An 18,951-nucleotide genomic window follows, 5' to 3' on the forward strand; every position below is an offset into this window, starting at 1 on the left:
CCCTTTTCTAACAGGAAATATGCTATGGCCCCTGTCATCCATCCTGTCCAGACCTCTGGCCGACTCCCCGCCTCCACGGCGGTGGTGATTATCGGCGGCGGCATCGTCGGCCTGACCGCGGCGCTGGCGCTGGCTGAACGCAATATCCCGGTGGTGGTGCTGGAGAAGGGCCGCCTCGCCGGGGAGCAGTCGTCGCGCAACCTTGGCTGGGTGCGCAAAACCAGCCGACTGCCGGAGGACATTCCGCTGGCGCTGGCCGCCGACCGCCTGTGGGCGGCGCTGCCGGAGCGTGTCGGCCGCGACGTCGGCTACCGGCAGGCGGGGATCATGTTCATCGCCCGTGAAGAGGCGCAAATGGCGATGCACGAGCGCTGGCTTCAGGCGGCCGGGCCGCTGGGGCTGGACTCCCGGCTGTTGAGTCGTCAGGAGATTGCGGCGAAGGTGCCGGGCGGGCGGGCACAGTGGGTCGGCGGCATCTTTACCGCCTCAGACGGGCGCGCCGAGCCAACGCTGGCCTCCAGTGCCATTGCCGCCGCCGCGATGGCGAAAGGGGCGATCATCCTTGAGCAGTGCGCGGTGCGTACCCTGACCACCGCGGCCGGGCGTGTCAGCGGCGTGGTGACGGAGCAGGGCGAGATTCGCTGCGATCAGGTGCTGCTGGCCGGTGGCCTCTGGTCGCGGCGTTTCCTCGGCAATCTCGGCATCTCCCTGCCGACGCTGCCGCTGATCTGCTCGGTACTGCGCACCAAACCGATGGCGGGGCCGACGGAGATCGCGGTGGGCGCGCCAGATTTCTCCTTCCGCAAACACCACGATGGCGGCTTTATCATCACCCAGCGCGGCGCGCTGGACGCCTCATTGACGCTGGATCACCTGCTGCTGGGGATGAAGTACCTGCCGCAACTGCGTAGCCAGCGCGATTTTTTGCGCATCTCGCTGGGCAAAAACTTCCTGCGGGATGTGGCGCTGCCGCGCCGCTGGAAGGCCAGCGGGCGCTCGCCTTTTGAGCGGGTGCGCACCCTCGACCCGCAAGTTAACCCGACCCTGAACCAGGAGGCGTTGGCTAACCTGCGTGCCGCCTGGCCGGTGTTCGAACGGGCGGAGGTGGAACAGGCGTGGGCCGGTACCATTGATGTGACACCGGACTCCAACCCGGTGATTGGCCCGGTGGCATCGCTGCCCGGCCTGACACTCGCCACTGGGTTCTCCGGCCACGGCTTTGGCACCTCACCGGCGGCCGGGCAACTGGCGGCAGATCTGGTCGCCAATCAGACGCCGATCATTGACCCCACGCCCTATCGCTTCGACCGCTTCTGACCCCCTGCGCCCCACCCCGGTGGGGCGCAGCCTGCCCGATCGCCATATTGCTATTTAATCGTTTGCGGCCTATAACAGAACTCCCCCAACATTGATTTCCACCCGTCCCACCCTCTACAGGGAATTTCGCCCCCGCGCCCCCGGCCGCGCGTGGCACATGGAGAATGCTTTGAATATCATACAGATCATTATGGACGCCGGGCGCACCGCCGTGGACATCGCCCTCTACACGCTGGTGCCAGTGATGGTGGTAATGCTGATCCTGATGAAGTACCTGGAGTCCCTTGGCGTGCTGGCCAGAATCATCAACTGGACAGCGCCGCTGCTAAAACCCTTTGGCCTGACCGGGCTGAGCCTGTTTGCGCTGATCCAGCTTAACTTTGTCAGCTTTGCCGCGCCGGTGGCGACGCTAGCGATGATGGAGCGCAAGGGGGTCTCTGACCGCCATCTGGCCGCCACGCTGGCGATGCTGTTTGCGATGGGGCAGGCCAACGTGCTCTATCCGCTGACGCCGATGGGGCTGCACTGGCTGGCCGCCATCCTGATTTCGGTGGCGGGCGGGCTGGTGGCCGGTGCGGTCACCTGGCACCTGCTGGCGCGCAAGCTGCCGATGAAGGAGGTGATCTCGCCAGATGACGCGGAGGTGCACTCGCCGCAGAAAAAGGGGCTGATCAGCATCATCAACAGCGGCGGCTCAGAAGCGATCTCACTGGCACTGGGCGCCATCCCGATGCTGATCCTCTCAATGACCGTGGTGGGAATTTTGAAGGCCGCCGGGATGATCACGCTGCTGGAGCAGGCGCTCTCGCCGCTGCTCTCTACCCTGCACATCTCCACCGTGCTGGTGATGCCGACGCTGGTGAAGTGCCTCGCTGGCGGCACCGCCTATCTGGGCGTCGCCACTGACCTGCTGCAAAGTGGCAAGATCAATGCGCAGATGCTCAACGCCTCCACCGGCTGGCTGGTACAGACGCTGGATCTGCCGGGGCTGGGGATCATGCTCGGCGCGGGCTTTCGCGTGGCGCGGGTGGCCCGCTTCGCCATCGTCGGCGCGCTGGTGGGCATTGTGGTGCGCGGCGTACTGCATATGCTGCTGTTTTGACCGCCAAACCCGTTACGCGGCTTTGCGTTACGGCGGCGGCCTGACTAAGGTAGAGGCACACTCCCTGTTTATTGAGGTTCTTATGCCAGTATCAGCACGCAACCAATTGACCGGCACCGTCACCGCGCTCTCCAGCGGCGCGGTGAATGACGAAGTAGAAATTACGCTGGCGGGCGGCGACAAACTGACCGCCATTGTCACCAGCCACAGCCAACAGGCGCTGGGCTTGCAGCCGGGCCGCGAGGTGATGGCGCTGATCAAGGCGTCATGGGTGATGCTGGCGTCAGCCGACTGCGGGTTGCTGTTCTCTGCCCGCAACCACTTCACTGGCGAAATCAGCCGGATAGAGCAGGGCGCAGTCAATGCCAACGTCAAGGTGAAGACCGACTCTGGCCTTGAGCTGACCGCGGTGATCACCAATGAGAGTCTGGAGGAGATGGCGTTGGAGAGCGGCAAGCGGGTCATCGCGCTGGTCAAAGCGTCATCAGTGCTGGTAGCGGTCAAACAATAGCTGTTCTCACTGATCCCAAGCAGCCGTGAGACGCGTTTGAAAGCACGCGTCAGACGATGCACCGGCAACCAGCCGGCGGCACGCTACCGTAACTGAACCCAACCCCCGGCGCTGATATCACCGCGGATGATAGTTAAAATCATTAATGGCGATTTCACTTATATCTCTCCCACTGCCATCATGCCCGCATCCCTCAGGGAGCGGGCGCTTCCTGTTGATGCTGACATTGTGGAGATAACCTGATGAAAATGAATGCCATTATCTGGCCGGAGGACTTTGTCCCTGGCTTTACCGAGAACTTTGCCTCCAATGAGGTGATTGTCGCTGGCCTGACCGCGCAGGCCGTCTGGCCATTGCTGGCAACGCCTGAGTTGTGGCCGACCTATTACGCCAACTCCGCCAATCCCCGGTTCTATGACGGCAAAGGGCCGGAGCTGGCGCAGGATATACGCTTCTACTTTGAAACCTTCGGCTTCCCAGTGGAGGCACGCGTAACGGAGTATGTCGCGCCCACCGCCGGTGAGGCGGGGCGCGTTGCCTGGCACGGTTGGGCTGGCGAGGAGAATACCCCGGAGCGGCTGGACGTACACCACGCTTGGCTGGTGGAAGATCTGCCGGGTGGCCGGGTGCGCATCCTGACGCAGGAGACGCAACGGGGCAAACCGGCGGAAGCGCTGGCTGCCACCACCCCCAACCCGATGATCAACGGCCATCAGGCGTGGCTGGAGGGTCTGGTGGCGGCCGCCAGGGCGCGGTAGGGGGGGTCAGGCGCTGGCGCGGCTGATCAACTGCCACGCCATCATCACCCGCTGTGGCGTGGCGTGCGGGTTCTCAATCTTGTGCAACAGTAGCTCAAATGCCTTGCGGCCAATGGCGCGTGACGGCTGGGCCACCGTGGTGAGCGGCGGCGATACCATCTCCGCCAGATCGGTGCCGTCAAACCCGGCGATGGCAATGTCCTGTGGGACACGCAGCCCGGCCTGCCGCGCCGCCGCCATCGCCCCGGCCGCCAGCGTGTCAGAGACGGCAAACACCGCGTCTGGCGGCGAGTCGTGTTGCAGCAGTGACTCCATCGCCGCTTTGCCCGCGCTGAAACTCAGGTCGCTGGCATAGGCGATGCGCTGCCACTGGCAGCCCTGTGCCGCCAGCTCATCCAGATAGCCGCGCTGGCGCAGGCTGGCATATTTGTAGTCGAGATCGTGGTTAATCAATGCAATACGCGTGCGTCCCCGCGCCAGCAGGTAACGCACCACCGACTCTGCGGCATCGGTGTCATCAATGCCGACACAGGAGACGTCGCCGCTGTCCGCGTACTCGGCACACTGCACCCAGGGCGCGTCGCCAATCAGCGGTGTCAGCGCCGACAGGTGGCTGAAGGCGTCCATGGTGATCACCCCATCAACAATTTTCCCGGAGACCAGCCCAAGGCTGGAGCGCGAGCGCTCGGTATCGGAGCCGGAGTTGCACAGCAAAATGCGGTAGCCGTTCTTTTCCGCCTCCTCCTCAATGCCCTTGACCACATCGGCACAGAAGGGGTTGGCGACGTTGGAAACCATCACCAGCACCATCGAACTGCGGGCGGTGCGCAACTGGCGCGCCAGCAGATTGGGCTGGTAGTTGCTCTCGCGGATGGCATCCATCACGCGGTCGCGGTTCTGGGGTTTGACGCTGGCACTGTTGTTCAGCACACGGGAGACGGTCGCCACTGACACCCCGGCCAGTTGCGCGATTTTCTGGATAGACATAACAATGACACTTCCTGCGGGTTATGCGATACGGCAGGCTACCACAGTTTCGCTGGCCGGGGTTTACTCCCCCAGCCCCAGTTGGTGGCGGATCTGCTGGGCCGAGTGCCCACCCGCGGCAAAATCATCAAAAGCCCGCTCTGCCACCGGGATGATGTGGCGACGGATAAACTCCGCGCCCTCACGCGCGCCCACTTCGCTCTCCTTCAGGCAGCACTCCCACTCCAGCACCGCCCAGCCCTCATAGCCATACTGCGCCAGCTTGCTGAAGATGCCCTTGAAGTCGATCTGGCCGTCGCCCAGTGAGCGGAAGCGCCCGGCGCGCGCCAGCCAGGGCTGGTAGCCGCCATACACGCCGCTGCGGCCATTCGGGGTGAACTCCGCATCCTTGACGTGGAACGCCTTGATGCGCGCGTGATAGATGTCGATGAATTGCAGGTAGTCCATCTGTTGCAGATGCAGGTGGCTGGGATCGAACAGGATGTTACAGCGCGGGTGGTTATCCAGCAGCGCGAGGAAGCGCTCAAAGGTAACGCCGTCATGCAGATCCTCACAGGGGTGCAGCTCATAGCAGAGGTCAACGCCGTGCTGGTCGAAAGCGTCCAGCACTGGCCGCCAGCGGCGCGCCAGCTCGCGAAACGCCTCCTCAAATAGCTGCGCGTTGTGCGGCGGCCAGGGGTAGAGATAGGGCCAGGCCAGCGAGCCGGAGAAGGTGGCGTGGGCCGTCAGCCCCAGCCGGGCGGAGGCCGCCGCCGCCTGATGCAGCACCTGCGTCGCCCACTCGCTGCGACGCGTGCGGTCACCGCGCACCGCTGCCGGGGCAAAGGTATCAAAGGCCGACTCATAGGCCGGGTGCACCGCCATCAGCTGCCCCTCAAGGTGGGTGGAAAGCTCGCTGATCACCAGCCCGTGGCTGGCCAGCAGGCCGGTCACCTCATCACAGTAGGTCTGGCTGCGCGCCGCCAGCGCCAGATCAAAAATCTGCGGATGGTTGCAGGGGATCTGCACCGCCCGGTAGCCCAGCCCGGCGGCCCATGCCGCGATGCCCGCCAGATCGGCTGGGGCGGCCCCGCCAATGAACTGCGCCAGAAAGATGCCGGGGCCTTTGAGTGTTTTCATGTTATCTCCGTTGTTGAACCGCATCCTCATCCCGGTATTTGAATGAGACCATAAAGATCACGGCAATCACTGCCGCCGCAATCGCCGGTATCCACCAGAACGTGGCCCAGCTGTCGGCGGTATTCCTGCCCGCCACAAAGGTGTTGTAGAGCGCGCCGGAGATCTGCGAGCCGAGCAACATGCCGATGCCGTAGGTGAACATCACCACCATGCTCTGCGCCTGTCCCTTCACCTTCTCGCCAGCCACCCGGTCGGTGTAGATAAAGCCAACCACAAAGAAGAAGTCATAGCAGACGCCGTGCAGCAGGATGCCAGCGTAGATCATCAGCCGCCCCTCCTCGCCCATGCCAAGGGCAAACAGCACATAGCGCAGGAACCAAGCGAACATGCCGATCAGCAGCATGTACTTCACCCCAGCCGACGGAACAGCAGCGGGATCACCAGCATAAAGAAGATCTCGGACATCTGGCCGAAGGACATCACGGCGCTGACGTTCTCTACTCCGGCATCCGCCAGCCAGGAGGCGGTGTAGGCGTAGTAGGTGCCCAGCGGCACCGAGATCAGGGTGGCGCAGATGGCGAACACCAAAAAGTGGCGGATTTTCATCAGCGCGAAGGCGTCCGCGCAGAACAGGTCACGCGTCCTGAGCGGCAACCCTTTCGCCGGGGCCGGGGTGTGGGGCAGCGTCAGGCTATAGAGGGCGAGGATCACCGAACAGATGGCCGCCACGGTGAAGATGCCAACGCTGGCGGCAATGCCGATCGCGGCAATGAACAGGCCAGCGGCTATCCAGCCGATGGTGCCGAACACCCGCACAATCGGGAAACTCCGCTCGCTGTTGGAGAGGCTGTGGAAGGCGATATTGTTGGTCAGCGCCAGCGTCGGCATATAGCAGAGCGTGTAGCCAAACAGCAGGGAGATGAGCAACACGCCATTCTCCGCGCGCATGGCATCCGGCACGAAGTAGAGGATCGCCGCGCCAGCCAGATGCATCACCGCCAGCACCTTTTGCGAGGCGAAGAAGCGATCCACCAGCATCCCCAGCACAAACGGCGAGAGGATTGAGGCGATCGGCCCGGCGGAGAAGGCATCGCCAATCAATAACGACATGTTGTGTTGCGTCATCACTAGACCGAGGGTGACTGACCAGCTCCCCCAGATAAAGAACTGGAGAAACATCATCAAAGACAGACGGGGCACCAGCATTTTCAGCCCCGTTTCAACGCGTTGCGAACTCTCTGTTATGGACGGCATAAGCGCCTCTCAGATAAAAGTAATCGATTACAAAATCGTTCACTTTAAAAAGTAATCGATTACAAATAAGCTGCCAGCCCCAGATGCCTGATATGTGAAGGGGGTCACGGGTGGCAACAGAGTGCAAAAAACAGGCAGAAATGGCGAGCAAGGCGCTGGGCTGATTTCCCTCAGGTTTATCTGACTCTGCGCCGTTGGGTTGAACAATTTCCGTACAGAGCCTACCGTGAAGCGACACCCATACAGTAAGGAGTGACTATGAAAGCGGCTGTCGTGACCCATGACCATCGTGTCAACGTAACAGACAAAACCCTGCGCCCGCTGGAGTATGGCGAAGCGCTATTGCAAATGGAGTGCTGTGGCGTGTGCCACACCGATCTGCATGTGAAAAACGGCGACTTTGGCGACCGCACCGGCGTGATCCTCGGCCATGAGGGGATTGGCGTGGTGAAGGAGATCGGGCCGGGCGTCACCTCGCTCCAGCCGGGCGATCGCGCCAGCGTTGCTTGGTTCTACCAAGGTTGCGGCCACTGTGACTACTGCAACACCGGCAACGAGACCCTCTGCCGCCAGGTGAAAAACGCCGGTTACAGCGTGGATGGCGGCATGGCTGAGCAGTGCATCGTGGTGGCCGACTACGCGGTGAAAGTGCCGGACGGGCTGGACTCCGCCGCCGCCAGCAGCATCACCTGCGCCGGGGTCACGACCTATAAGGCGGTGAAGAGCAGCCATATCCGCCCCGGCCAGTGGATCGCCATCTACGGTCTGGGCGGGTTGGGCAATTTGGCGTTGCAGTATGCGAAAAACGTCTTTAACGCCAAAGTGATCGCCATCGACGTCTATGACTCCCAACTGGAATTCGCCGCCGAGATGGGCGCGGATTTGACCATCAACTCCCGCACCGAGGACGCGGCGAAGATCATTCAGGAGAAGACCGGCGGCGCCCATGCGGCCGTGGTGACGGCGGTGGCGAAGGCGGCCTTCAACTCGGCGATTGATGCGGTGCGCGCTGGCGGGCGGGTGGTGGCGGTCGGCCTGCCGCCGGAGTCGATGGATCTCAACATCCCGCGATTGGTGCTGGATGGCATTGAGGTGATCGGCTCGCTGGTTGGCACCCGGCAGGATCTGGCCGAAGCATTCCAGTTCGCCGCCGAGGGCAAGGTGGTGCCGAAGGTTACCCGTCGGCCGCTGGAGGATATCAACGCCATCTTTGAGGAGATGGTACAGGGCAAGATCACCGGCCGGATGGTGATTGACTTCAGCTAACGCGGCTGAGGTGGGTTGGCCGGGCAGCGCGCCCGGCCACGGCCTCACTCTGTCGGCACCACCCGCCCCGGCCAGTGGTGCAGCGGGAACAGCGCCAGCCGGATGTTGGAGAGGTAGAACAGCGGCATAAACAGCGCGCCATCCTGCCGGGCGAGCGCCTCCAGCCTCAATAGCAGTAAGTCCAGCTCGCGCAGCAGCGCCGGGTGTGGGGTAGCCTGCAACGTCTTCATTTTTCCCTTAATGAACAGCGCCAGCTCATGGAACATCTGCGCGCTGTTGATCTGGTGGCGCTCCAGCACCTCGCGGTGGCGGGCGTAGAAGTCATAGCAGTTCGCCCCTAGCCAGGCCTCGGTGATCAGGTCGCCCCCGGCCAACAAGTCCGGCTCCGGGTCGATGCGTTTGCGCGGCAGGATGATGTTCACCCGGTCGAGCGTCCGGGAGATGTAGTGCTGGCGCGCCAGCAGCGAGGAGGCGTTGCGCTCAATCTCCTTGATGAAGCGCAGCAGGTCACGCAGCCCCTTGCGCAGCGCGCGCTTGGCCGTCCAGGCGGGGCGCTTGTTGCGGATAATCGCGGTGACCACCACCGCGAACAGAATGCCGACCATTGCCGACAGCGCGGTATTGAGCACGCCCGGCAGGTTGGGCCGGAAGTGGTGGCTCAGCCCGATAAAACCGGGGATCTGGGTGGCGACGCTCAGGCCAATCAGGTTGGTGGAGGGGCGGGCGATCACCAGCCCCAACGCCAGCAGCCCCGGCGTCAGGATCATCAGCAGCGCCTCAAAGGTGGTCGCCTGTGGGATCAGTAGGGCAATGTAGAGCACGCTGATCACCAGCGCCATCAGCACGCCCTTGATAAACAGCTTCATCGGCGTGAGCGGGGCATCTGTGCCCGCGAAGAAGGAGGCCAGAATTGCCGCCATCATCGGCGCGGTCGCGCCATCCGCCCAGCCGCTGCCGACCCAGAACAGGCAGGAGCCAAAGGTCGCCAAAAAGGCGGTGGAGGCCGACAGCAGCAGCAGCCCCTTATCAATGTGCCGCTGCGGGCGGGCCTTTCTCGCCAGACTGGTGTCGCCGGAGAGGTCGCTCACCAGCGCGCTGACGCTCTGGTAGGCACCGGCGATGCGCACAAAGTCCGCCAGCCGCTCCAGCAGACCAATCAGCAGGATGCTCTCTTCGGTGCGTAACTCCCCGGCCTGCCACGCCGCTTTCAATTGCGACTGGCTGGTGGTGAGCACCTCTTGGATGCCACCGTCGCCGCTGGCCTGCTCGCCCTCATTCAGCCACAGCAAAAATGCCCGCAACGTCTGCGCCACCTGCTCCGGGAAGCGTACCTGTTGCTCTGCCAGCAGGGTGAGCCGCGCGTCAATGGCCGTCAGGGTCGGGATCAGGTAGGAGAGGTGCTGGTACTGCACGCTGACCAGCCGGATCAGCTTGCGCGCCGCGTCCCCCTCATAGACACAGTGGGTGATCAGCGTCTCAATCTGGAGCGGGAAGTTGGCCATCTGGATCAGGATCTCCTCACGCTCCAGCGACTTATCCTTCGGCCGCACCGTGATCAGCTCGCTGCACAATTTGCGCCCATTTTCGTACCAGGTGCTGACGCTCTGCTCCAGCAAACTGCGCATCGATACCGGCAATACCAGTTGGTGCACCAGCGTGCTGCACACTATCGCCAGCGTGATCTCCTCAATGCGCGAGATCACCGTCTCCGTGATGCCATCGGGGGAGGTGACATTGGGGAAGCCCATGATCGCCGCGCTGTAACCCGCCAGCATGAACACATAGCTTTTCGGCGTACGGTCGTGCAGCGACAGGTAGAGGCAGACCGCCACCCACAGCGAGACACACAGGCTGAACAGCACCGGCGACTCTACCGTGGCCGGATAGATCAAAAAGATAAACAGGCCACCGAGCCAGGTACCCAGCAGGCGGAATACCGATTTGGAGAGGGTCGAGGCCGAATAGAGCTGCGACACCACATAGACCGTGGTCAGCGACCAGGCGGGTTTTTCAAAGTTAAGTTCTAAAGAGACAGAGAGGGCAAGAAAGGCGGCCAGACAGGTTTTAACGGAAAACAGAATGGCGTTGTTGGTAAACCACTTCATTGAAAGTTCGTACTCATGCACGCTGCGTGGCGCGTATCCTGCCAGAAGGCGAAACATTCCGCGCTGGGATTAATGATACAAATTATGAATGAATTATTTCATTGATTTTAATGATAATTATCTCGATAGCGCCTTTCATTCGCTGGTTATATAGGCGAGAACAATTCATTAGTGATGCTCGGGCTATTCAATCAGGGGCCGTCAGGGTTTCAAATGAAATAAATTGCCCCAGCAGAAAAATATTCCCCCGCCAACTGCCTGCACCGAATTGAGGCTTTCTTGTATCGCGGGTGACCCATCCTGAGGCACGCTGTGAGCATGAAAATTTAACCCGTTGTTATTAATGATTATTTTTTCTGGCACGCTTCTTGCCTCGTTTAGCACAAAGAGCAGCACGACGATCACTGTAAATAGCAGGCTAGGGTTCCGGTCCACAAACGTGGATGGCTGGTCCGAGAGCTGGCGACCTCATCTGGGGTTACACGGCGGGAGAAAAGCCCGGGAGACAGCACACCATTGGTGTCGCGCTGCTCCCATATTTTCGCCAAAACCCGAGGTTTCCCATGAAATGCTTCCGTCTGCTGAGTGTTCCCCTGCTTGCGCTGGCCCTGCTGGCCACATCCCCCTCCCATGCCGCCGCCAAAAAAGAGTTCAACCTCTGCTGGACTATCTACGCCGGCTGGATGCCGTGGGGCAACCTGGCTGCCTCCGGCATCATGGACAAGTGGGCGGCCAAATATGGCATTCAGGTACACATTACCCAGCTCAATGATTATATCGAATCGGTAAACCAGTACACCGCCGGCCAGTTTGACGGCTGCACCATGACCAATATGGATGCCCTGACCATCCCGGCGGCGGGCGGCGTTGACAGCACCGCGCTGATCTTAGGGAGCTACTCCGAGGGCAATGATGGCGTGGTGGTCAAGGGGCAGGGCAAGACGCTGGCTGACCTGAAGGGAATGCGCATCTACCTGCCGGAACTCTCCGTCTCCCACTATCTGCTGGTGCGCGGACTGGAGAAAGCCGGGTTGCAGGAGCGCGACGTGACCGTCGTCAACACCTCCGACGCCGATATTGTCTCCGCCTTCGCCACCCGGATGTGAAAGCGGCGGTCGCCTGGAATCCCCAGCTCTCTGCCATCAAGGCGACGCCGGAGGCCACCGAGGTATTTGACTCCTCCCAAGTGCCGGGCGAGCTGATTGACATGATGGTGGTCAACACCGAGGTGCTGAAAGATAACCCGGCGCTGGGCAAGGCGCTGACCGGTGCCTGGTTTGAGATGATGTCGCTGATGCAGGCTGGCAATACCGAGGCGCTGAGTGCGATGGCCGCCGCCTCAGGCACCGATCTCGCCGGGTATCAGGCGCAGCTGAAAACCACCCACCTGTTTTATACCCCCGCCGACAACCTCCGCTTCGTTACTGGCCCGGCGCTGGCCGACACCATGCAGCGGGTGGCGCAGTTCTCCTTTGACAAGGGGCTGCTGGGCGAGGGGGCCGACAGCGCGGAGTTTATCGGGTTGCAGTTCCCCGGCAACGTCACGCGCGGCGACGCGGGCAATGTGAAGCTGCGCTTCGATGACAGCTACCTGAAGATGGCGGCCGACGGCACGCTGTAACAGTGAGAGAAGGAGTCAGCGCTATGCGGCAAATCAATCGCCACCCCAGCCGGGGCCTGCACCTGATGTTGGTGCTGCTGCCCTTTATCCTGCTCATCGCTGCTTACTTCATGGGGTCGGCGGTGCGGATGGAGGCCAACCCCATGACAAGCTGCTGCCGGGGCTGTCGCAGATGGCGGCGGCGCTGGAGCGCATGGCCTTCACCCCGGACAAACGCAGCGGCGACTACCTGTTCTGGCTGGACACCGCCACCAGCCTTGGCAGGTTACTGCTGGGGCTGGGTATCGCCTCGCTGCTGGGGCTGCTGTTTGGTGTCGCCTCCGGGGTGTTCCCCCTGTGGCGCGCGCCGCTGTCCACCTTTATGACCGTGCTCTCAATGGTGCCGCCCCTCGCCATCCTGCCCATCCTGTTCATTGTGTTCGGGCTGGATGAGCTATCGAAAATCATGCTGATTGTGATTGGGGTAACGCCGATGCTGGCGCGTGACCTGGAGCAACGCGCCAGAGAGATCCCAGCGGAGATTGTCATCAAGGCGCAGACGCTGGGGGCCAATAGCTGGATCGTGGTGCTGCGGGTGGTGCTACCGCAACTGCTCTCGCGGCTCATCACCTCGCTGCGCTTGCTGCTCGGCTCTGCCTGGCTGTTCCTGATCTCCGCCGAGGCCATCTCCTCCACGGCCGGGCTGGGTTACCGCATCTTCCTCGTGCGCCGCTATATGGCGATGGACGTCATCCTGCCCTATGTCCTGTGGATCACGCTGCTGGCATGGCTGATGGATCTGGCGCTGCGCTACCTGCACCGTCGCTGTTTCCCTTGGGCGGAGGCCACCCAATCATGAGTTTCATCGAGATCAACAATATCTGGCAGCAGTATGGCGACCACGTGGTGCTGGAGAACCTCAACCTGCGGGTCAATGAGGGCGAATTCTGCACCATGGTGGGCGCGTCCGGCTGCGGCAAGTCCACCTTCCTGCGCCTGCTGTTGGGGCAGGAGCGGCCAAGCCGCGGCGCGATTACGCTCGAGGGGGTGCCGCTGCCCGCCGAGCCGGACGCCAGCCGTGGCGTGGTGTTCCAGCGCTACTCGGTCTTTCCCCACCTCACGGTGCTGGACAACGTCACTGCCAGCCTCGAGTTCTCCCGCGCGCCGCTGACGGGCCGGCTGTTTGGCAAGCACAAGCGCGCGGCGCGGGAGCGGGCGCAGGCGATGCTGGCGCGGGTCGGGCTGGGCCACGCGCTGGCGAAATACCCGGCACAACTCTCCGGCGGCATGCAGCAACGGCTCGCCATCGCGCAGGCGCTGATGATGCAGCCGCGCATCCTGCTGCTGGATGAGCCTTTTGGCGCGCTGGACCCCGGCATCCGCAAGGATATGCACCAGCTATTGCTGGAGCTGTGGCATGAGACCCGGCTGACGGTCTTTATGGTGACCCACGATCTGGCCGAGGGTTTCCACCTCGGCACCCGGCTGCTGGTGTTCGACAAGGTGCGCATTGATCCCCATGCGCCCGAGGCTTATGGCGCGCGCATCACCTATGACCTGCCGCTGAACGAAGATCGGCAGCAACAGCGCGGCGTCCTTGCCGCTCCCGGCGTGCAGCCGGGCGCTCCCTTACCATCCCCTTTACAGGAGTTACTATCATGACGCTCTTCGCGCAAACCCGGACAACCCTCCATCAGGAGACACTGCCCGGCGGCGGCCACACCTCCTTTATCCTGAAACGCGGGCAGGTGCTGCGCCTGACCGACATTGAGGGCGGCGCCAATGTCAGCCTGATGCTGCTCAACGCCCATGAGAAGAGTGAGCGGCTGAACCTGCCGGATACGCTGAAGGGGCAGCATACGGCGAAACTGACCGTTGGCCACTGCCTCTACTCGGACATGGGCCGGGTGCTGGCGGCGATTGTCGCTGACAGTTGCGGCTGGCATGACAGCTTTGGCGGCGTGCTGAATGCCGCGGAAACCGCAGAAAAGTATGGCCAGGGCCGGTATCAGGAGCTGCGCAACGGCTTCCACCGTAACGGCACGGACAATTTGCTGGTGGAGATGGGCAAGTGGAACCTTGGCATTGAGGATCTGCAAATGGTGCTTAACCTGTTCAGCAAGGTCACGGTGGACGGGCAGGGCACGTTCCAGTTCCACGCCAACCACTCCCAGCCGGGCGACGCGGTTGAACTGTACGCGCCGATGGATGTGCTGGTGGTGCTGACCGCCCTGCCGCACCCGATGGATCCCGCCCGCCACTACGCACCGCGCCCGGTGCACCTCGCCTGGCATCTGGCGGAGGAGGGACAGGCCGCGCTGTGCGAAACCTCGCGCCCGGAGAATGCCCGCGCCTTCCAAAACACCCGCCGGTTCACCCTGTAAGGAGAAGAGATCATGACCGTGACTACCCATGCCAGACACGCTGACGATGCCGTTTTCCGCCACACCATCCCGGCGGGCGAACCCTACCTGTTTGAGGTGAAACGCGGCCAGACCGTGCGGCTGCATGATGTGGAGGGCAATCAGGCAGTGGACACGCTGTTCTACAGCGCCGCCAACCCGCGTGAACGCTATGACGCGCAACGCACGCTGCGCCGCCAGAATAACGCCTACCTCACCACCGGCAGCGTGCTGTGGTCTAACCTCGGTAACCCGCTACTGACCATCACGGCCGACACCTGCGGGCGCCACGACACCCTGGGCGGCGCCTGCTCGCAGGAGAGCAACACCGTACGCTATGCGTTGGACACGCGCTCAATGCATAGCTGCCGCGATAACTTCCTCTGCGCCTGCCTGCATGATGGCCGCATGAACAAGGGCGACCTGACGGCCAACATCAACTTCTTTATGAATGTGCCGGTGACGCCCGATGGCCAACTGACCTTTGAGGATGGCATCTCCGCCGCTGGCAAATATGTGGAGCTGCGCGCCGAGCAGGATGTGATCGTGCTGATCTCCAACTGCCCGCAGCTTAACAACCCCTGCAATGGCTGGAACCCAACCGCCGCCGAGGTGTTGGTATGGAACTGACAGCCTCTGCCCGTCTCTGGCGGCAATTGCGGCGGTGGTGCGTGGAGATGCTGGACGCGCGCGCCGGGCGTTATGCCTATTCGCCCACCCAGCCGCGCCCACAAGGCGAGCGGCCACGCTGAAGTAGCCCGACGCCAACGGATCTCCCTCATGGACGGCCATGAGCGGCCTTGAATCTGGCGGGACGACCCGCCCCCCTGTGAGCCTGACACATGTTTGAAAAACTTCTGGTTGCCAACCGTGGCGCGATTGCGTGCCGCATTTTCCGTACGCTGCGCGAGATGGACGTCAAAAGCGTGGCGGTATTTTCAGACGCCGATGCCGGTAGCCTGCATCTGCGCGAGGCAGATGAGGCCCTGAGCCTCGGCGATGGCCCGGCGGCGCACACCTATCTGGTGGCCGAGAAGATTATCCACGCGGCGCAACAGAGCGGGGCCAGCGCCATCCATCCCGGCTATGGTTTTCTGTCAGAGAACGCGGCCTTCGCGCAAGCCTGCGAGGCGGCAGGGCTGGCGTTTGTCGGCCCGACGCCAGCGCAACTGCGCATGTTTGGCCTGAAACATACTGCCCGCGCGCTGGCGCAGGAGAACCGGGTGCCGCTGCTGCCGGGCACCGGCCTGCTGGAGAGTCTGGCCGAGGCGCAGGGTGCGGCGGCCGAGGTGGGCTATCCGGTGATGCTAAAAAGCACCGCTGGCGGCGGCGGCATCGGGATGCGCATCTGTTACCACGCGGCGGATGTGGCCGAGGCGTTCGATGCCGTCAAGCGGCTGGGGCAGAACAACTTCAGCGATGCGGGCGTCTTCATCGAAAAATATATCGAACGGGCGCGCCACCTTGAGGTGCAGGTGTTTGGCGACGGGCAGGGCGAGGTGATTGCGCTGGGGGTGCGCGACTGCTCCATCCAGCGCCGTAACCAGAAGGTGCTGGAGGAGACGCCAGCCCCCAACCTGCCGCACGGCATGGCGGAAGCGCTCTGCTCCGCTGCCGTGACGCTTGCCAAGGCCGTCTGCTACCGCAGCGCTGGCACCGTGGAGTTTGTCTACGATAGTCAGGCGGAGCAGTTCTATTTCCTCGAGGTCAATACCCGGTTGCAGGTCGAGCATGGCGTTACCGAGCAGGTATGGGGGGTGGATCTGGTGCGCTGGATGATCGCTCTGGCGGCTGGTGAACTGCCGCCGCTGCGCGAGCTTGCCGCGACCCTGTCGCCCCACGGCCACGCCATTCAGGCGCGGCTCTATGCCGAAGATCCGGGCCGCCAGTTCCAGCCCTCGCCGGGCCTGCTGACCGATGTGGCGTTCCCGCCCGCCGATGGCCGCACGCTGCGCATCGATAGCTGGGTGGAGGCAGGCTGTGAGATCCCGCCATTTTTTGATCCCTTGCTGGCGAAAGTGATTACCCACCGCGAGACGCGCGGGCAGGCCATCGCGGCGCTCGAGCAGGCGCTGGCGGCCACCCGGCTGTATGGCGTGGAGACCAACCGCGGCTATTTGCGGCAGATTCTGGCCTATGCGCCCTTTGCCACCGGCTACCCGTGGACGCGCTGCTTGGATGGACTGACCTATCAGGCCACCACCTTGGAGGTGCTCTCTGCGGGCACCCAGACCACCGTGCAGGATTTCCCCGGCAGGCTGGGGTACTGGGCCGTGGGCGTGCCGCCCTCCGGCCCGATGGACAGCCTGGCGCTGCGCCTCGCCAACCGCCTGCTGGGCAACAGCGACAGTGACGCCGCGCTGGAGATCACCATGAACGGCCCTACGCTGCGCTTCAATACTGCGGCGGTAGCGGCGGTTACCGGGGTCACGCTGCCGGTGGAGCTGGATGGCGTGGCGCAGCCGATGAACCAGAGTTTCTTCATCGCCGCTGGCCAGACGCTGCGGCTGGGGGACATCAGCGGGGCGGGCGCGCGCAGTTACCTCGCCCTGCGCGGCGGGTTCCTTGTCCCAGAGTACCTCGGCAGCAAGAGCACCTTCACTTTGGGGCAGTTCGGCGGCCATGCTGGCCGCGCGTTGCGCACCGGCGACGTGCTCCATCTGGCGGAACTGCAAACGCACCATGCCGGCGAACGCCTGCCAGAGGCGCTGTGCCCGGCCCTGCCAGCCGTCCGGCAGGTGCGGGTGATCTACGGGCCACATGGCGCGCCGGAGTACTTCACCCCCGCCTACATGGAGACCTTCTTCCAGACCGACTGGGAGGTGCATTTTAACTCCAGCCGCACGGGCGTGCGCCTGATCGGGCCACGGCCAGAGTGGGTGAGGGAGAGCGGCGGCGAGGCCGGGCTGCACCCCTCCAACATCCATGACAACCCCTATGCCATCGGCGCGGTGGACTTTACCGGCGACATGCCCGTGATCCTCGGGCCAGACGGCCCGAGCCTCGGCGGCTTTGTCTGCCCGGTGACGGTGATTGAGGCCGATCTCTGCCAGCTCGGCCAGTTAAAGGCCGGTGACCGCCTGCGCTTTGTGCCGGTGGATATTCCGACGGCGCGGCAACTGGTCGCGGAGCAGGATCAGACGCTGGCAACCCTGCGCCCAGTCACCTCCACCTGGCGGCCTGCCGCCATCACCTCGCCGGTGGTGCTGGAGATGGGCAGGGCCGACGAGCGGCTGGTAGCACGCGTGGCGGGTGATACCCACCTGTTGCTGGAGATAGGTGACCCGGAGCTGGATCTGGTGCTGCGTTTCCGGGCACATGCGCTGATGCAAGTGCTGGCCGCCAGCCAGCATTCGGCCATCCTCGACCTGACGCCCGGCATCCGCTCCTTGCAGATTCACTACCGGCCCGACGCACTGCCGTTGGCGACCCTGCTCTCGATGGTTTCCACCTGCTGGGAAGAGGTGTGCGCCCAACGGGATCTGCGCGTGCCTTCGCGGATTGTGCACCTGCCGCTCTCTTGGGATGATCCCGCCTGCCAGCAAGCGATTGATAAGTATATGGCCACAGTGCGCCGCGATGCCCCGTGGTGCCCAAGCAACCTGGAGTTCATTCGCCGCATCAATGACCTGCCAGCAGTGGACGATGTTTACCGTACCCTGTTTGAGGCCAGCTATCTGGTGATGGGGCTGGGCGACGTTTACCTTGGCGCGCCTGTGGCGACACCGCTCGACCCGCGCCACCGGTTGGTCACCACCAAATACAACCCGGCGCGAACCTGGACGGCGGAGAACTCCGTGGGCATTGGCGGTGCCTACCTCTGCATCTATGGCATGGAGGGGCCGGGCGGTTACCAGTTTGTCGGGCGTACCTTGCAGATGTGGAACCGCTATCGCGAAGTCGCTGACTTTGGCGGCACCCCCTGGCTGCTGCGGTTCTTCGACCAGATCCGCTTCTACCCGGTCTCTGCGGAGGAGCTGCAAAACATCCGCCGCGACTTCCCGCTCGGGCGTTATCCACTGCGCATTGAACAGACCGAGCTGGCGCTGGCGGATTACCAACGCTTCCTGACGCAGGAGGCGGAGAGCATCGCTGCCTTCCGCACCCACCAGCAGGCCGCCTTCGGTGCCGAGCGCGATCGCTGGATAGCCTCGGGGCAGGCACATTTTGAGAGCCAGGAGGCAGCCGTTGAGCAGTCCGATGAGGTACCGCTCCAACCCGGCCAACAGCGTGTGGAGAGCGCCATCGCTGGCAACCTCTGGCAGGTTAATGTCGCGGAGGGAGATTCAGTCGCGGCGGGCGACGTGCTGGCGATCATCGAGGCAATGAAGATGGAGATTCCGCTTCTGGCCCCTTGCGACGGCATCGTGGAGGCCATCCAAGTGGCATCTGGTGCCACAGTGCGCGCCGGGCAGGGTGTGTTTGTGCTGACGCGGGACGTGGGGTAATCGACTGGCCGTTCACTTCTTGCATCATGGCAGGTAAACGGCCAGTAAAATGTAATGAAGCCATGTTAAAAAACCCCTAGAA

The 18,951-nt window shown here is 63.0% G+C and carries 13 protein-coding genes, 3 pseudogenes and 1 riboswitch; of the genes and pseudogenes, 12 read left to right on the top strand and 4 right to left on the bottom strand.

Features of this window, described 5'->3' with window-relative positions; genetic code table 11:
• Positions 1–24 precede the first annotated feature (24 nt).
• The 4 genes from C1N62_RS20150 to C1N62_RS20165 all read left to right on the top strand — a co-directional run bounded on the left by C1N62_RS20150 (position 25) and on the right by C1N62_RS20165 (position 3,688).
• The gene (locus tag C1N62_RS20150; protein ID WP_137765518.1) at positions 25–1,317 is read left to right on the top strand and encodes an FAD-binding oxidoreductase; all 1,293 of its coding nucleotides are present in this window, start codon (positions 25–27) and stop codon (positions 1,315–1,317) included.
• Positions 1,318–1,486: 169 nt separating this feature from the next.
• Positions 1,487–2,419 carry a nucleoside recognition domain-containing protein gene (locus C1N62_RS20155; RefSeq protein ID WP_137765519.1) on the top strand — a complete coding sequence of 311 codons (933 nt, stop codon included), beginning with the start codon at positions 1,487–1,489 and terminating at the stop codon, positions 2,417–2,419.
• 82 nt (positions 2,420–2,501) lie between these two features.
• The gene (locus C1N62_RS20160) at positions 2,502–2,930 is read left to right on the top strand and encodes a molybdopterin-binding protein (RefSeq protein WP_137765520.1); all 429 of its coding nucleotides are present in this window, start codon (positions 2,502–2,504) and stop codon (positions 2,928–2,930) included.
• Positions 2,931–3,178: 248 nt separating this feature from the next.
• Complete coding sequence (locus tag C1N62_RS20165) at positions 3,179–3,688, top strand: SRPBCC domain-containing protein (protein WP_137765672.1); 510 nt, start codon at positions 3,179–3,181, stop codon at positions 3,686–3,688.
• 6 nt (positions 3,689–3,694) lie between these two features.
• On the opposite strand, the gene C1N62_RS20170 is transcribed toward C1N62_RS20165, so the two are convergent.
• The 3 genes and pseudogenes from C1N62_RS20170 to C1N62_RS20180 form a co-directional block, all read right to left on the bottom strand.
• On the bottom strand, positions 3,695–4,675 hold the full coding sequence (locus C1N62_RS20170; RefSeq protein WP_137765521.1) for a LacI family DNA-binding transcriptional regulator: 981 nt from the start codon (positions 4,673–4,675) through the stop codon (positions 3,695–3,697).
• Positions 4,676–4,738: 63 nt separating this feature from the next.
• Positions 4,739–5,794 carry a sugar phosphate isomerase/epimerase gene (locus tag C1N62_RS20175; RefSeq protein ID WP_137765522.1) on the bottom strand — a complete coding sequence of 352 codons (1,056 nt, stop codon included), beginning with the start codon at positions 5,792–5,794 and terminating at the stop codon, positions 4,739–4,741.
• A 1-nt stretch (position 5,795) separates the two neighbouring features.
• Positions 5,796–7,048 (bottom strand): annotated as a pseudogene (locus tag C1N62_RS20180) (MFS transporter).
• Between the two features lie 258 nt (positions 7,049–7,306).
• Here C1N62_RS20180 and adhP point away from each other — a divergent pair.
• The gene (gene adhP / locus C1N62_RS20185) at positions 7,307–8,314 is read left to right on the top strand and encodes an alcohol dehydrogenase AdhP (RefSeq protein WP_137765523.1); all 1,008 of its coding nucleotides are present in this window, start codon (positions 7,307–7,309) and stop codon (positions 8,312–8,314) included.
• Between the two features lie 44 nt (positions 8,315–8,358).
• Here adhP and C1N62_RS20190 read toward each other — a convergent pair whose 3' ends face one another.
• Entirely contained in the window at positions 8,359–10,419 is a 2,061-nt protein-coding gene (locus C1N62_RS20190) for an FUSC family protein (RefSeq protein ID WP_137765524.1), read from the bottom strand.
• A gap of 407 nt (positions 10,420–10,826) precedes the next feature.
• Positions 10,827–10,926, top strand: a riboswitch (guanidine-I (ykkC/yxkD leader).
• Positions 10,927–10,982: 56 nt separating this feature from the next.
• Here C1N62_RS20190 and C1N62_RS20195 point away from each other — a divergent pair.
• From C1N62_RS20195 to uca, 7 genes and pseudogenes are all read left to right on the top strand, one after another.
• A pseudogene (locus C1N62_RS20195) lies at positions 10,983–12,040 on the top strand (putative urea ABC transporter substrate-binding protein).
• 23 nt (positions 12,041–12,063) lie between these two features.
• Positions 12,064–12,878 (top strand): annotated as a pseudogene (locus C1N62_RS20200) (ABC transporter permease).
• Positions 12,875–13,681, top strand: coding sequence for an ABC transporter ATP-binding protein (locus C1N62_RS20205; protein WP_137765525.1), 807 nt, complete (start codon positions 12,875–12,877; stop codon positions 13,679–13,681). The pseudogene C1N62_RS20200 and the gene C1N62_RS20205 overlap by 4 nt, the downstream one beginning before the upstream one ends.
• Positions 13,678–14,403, top strand: coding sequence for an urea amidolyase associated protein UAAP1 (locus tag C1N62_RS20210; protein ID WP_137765526.1), 726 nt, complete (start codon positions 13,678–13,680; stop codon positions 14,401–14,403). The genes C1N62_RS20205 and C1N62_RS20210 overlap by 4 nt, the downstream gene beginning before the upstream one ends.
• A gap of 12 nt (positions 14,404–14,415) precedes the next feature.
• Entirely contained in the window at positions 14,416–15,051 is a 636-nt protein-coding gene (locus C1N62_RS20215) for an urea amidolyase associated protein UAAP2 (RefSeq protein ID WP_137765527.1), read from the top strand.
• Positions 15,042–15,173: a hypothetical protein gene (locus tag C1N62_RS23510; protein ID WP_255508619.1), complete on the top strand. Its 132-nt coding sequence runs from the start codon at positions 15,042–15,044 to the stop codon at positions 15,171–15,173. Before C1N62_RS20215 ends, C1N62_RS23510 begins: the two co-directional genes overlap by 10 nt.
• Before the next feature lie 90 nt (positions 15,174–15,263).
• Positions 15,264–18,869, top strand: a complete 3,606-nt coding sequence (gene uca / locus C1N62_RS20220) for an urea carboxylase (protein WP_137765528.1) — start codon at positions 15,264–15,266, stop codon at positions 18,867–18,869.
• Positions 18,870–18,951 lie beyond the last annotated feature (82 nt).

The organism is Nissabacter sp. SGAir0207 (assembly GCF_005491205.1).
Classification (GTDB): Bacteria; Pseudomonadota; Gammaproteobacteria; order Enterobacterales; family Enterobacteriaceae; genus Chimaeribacter.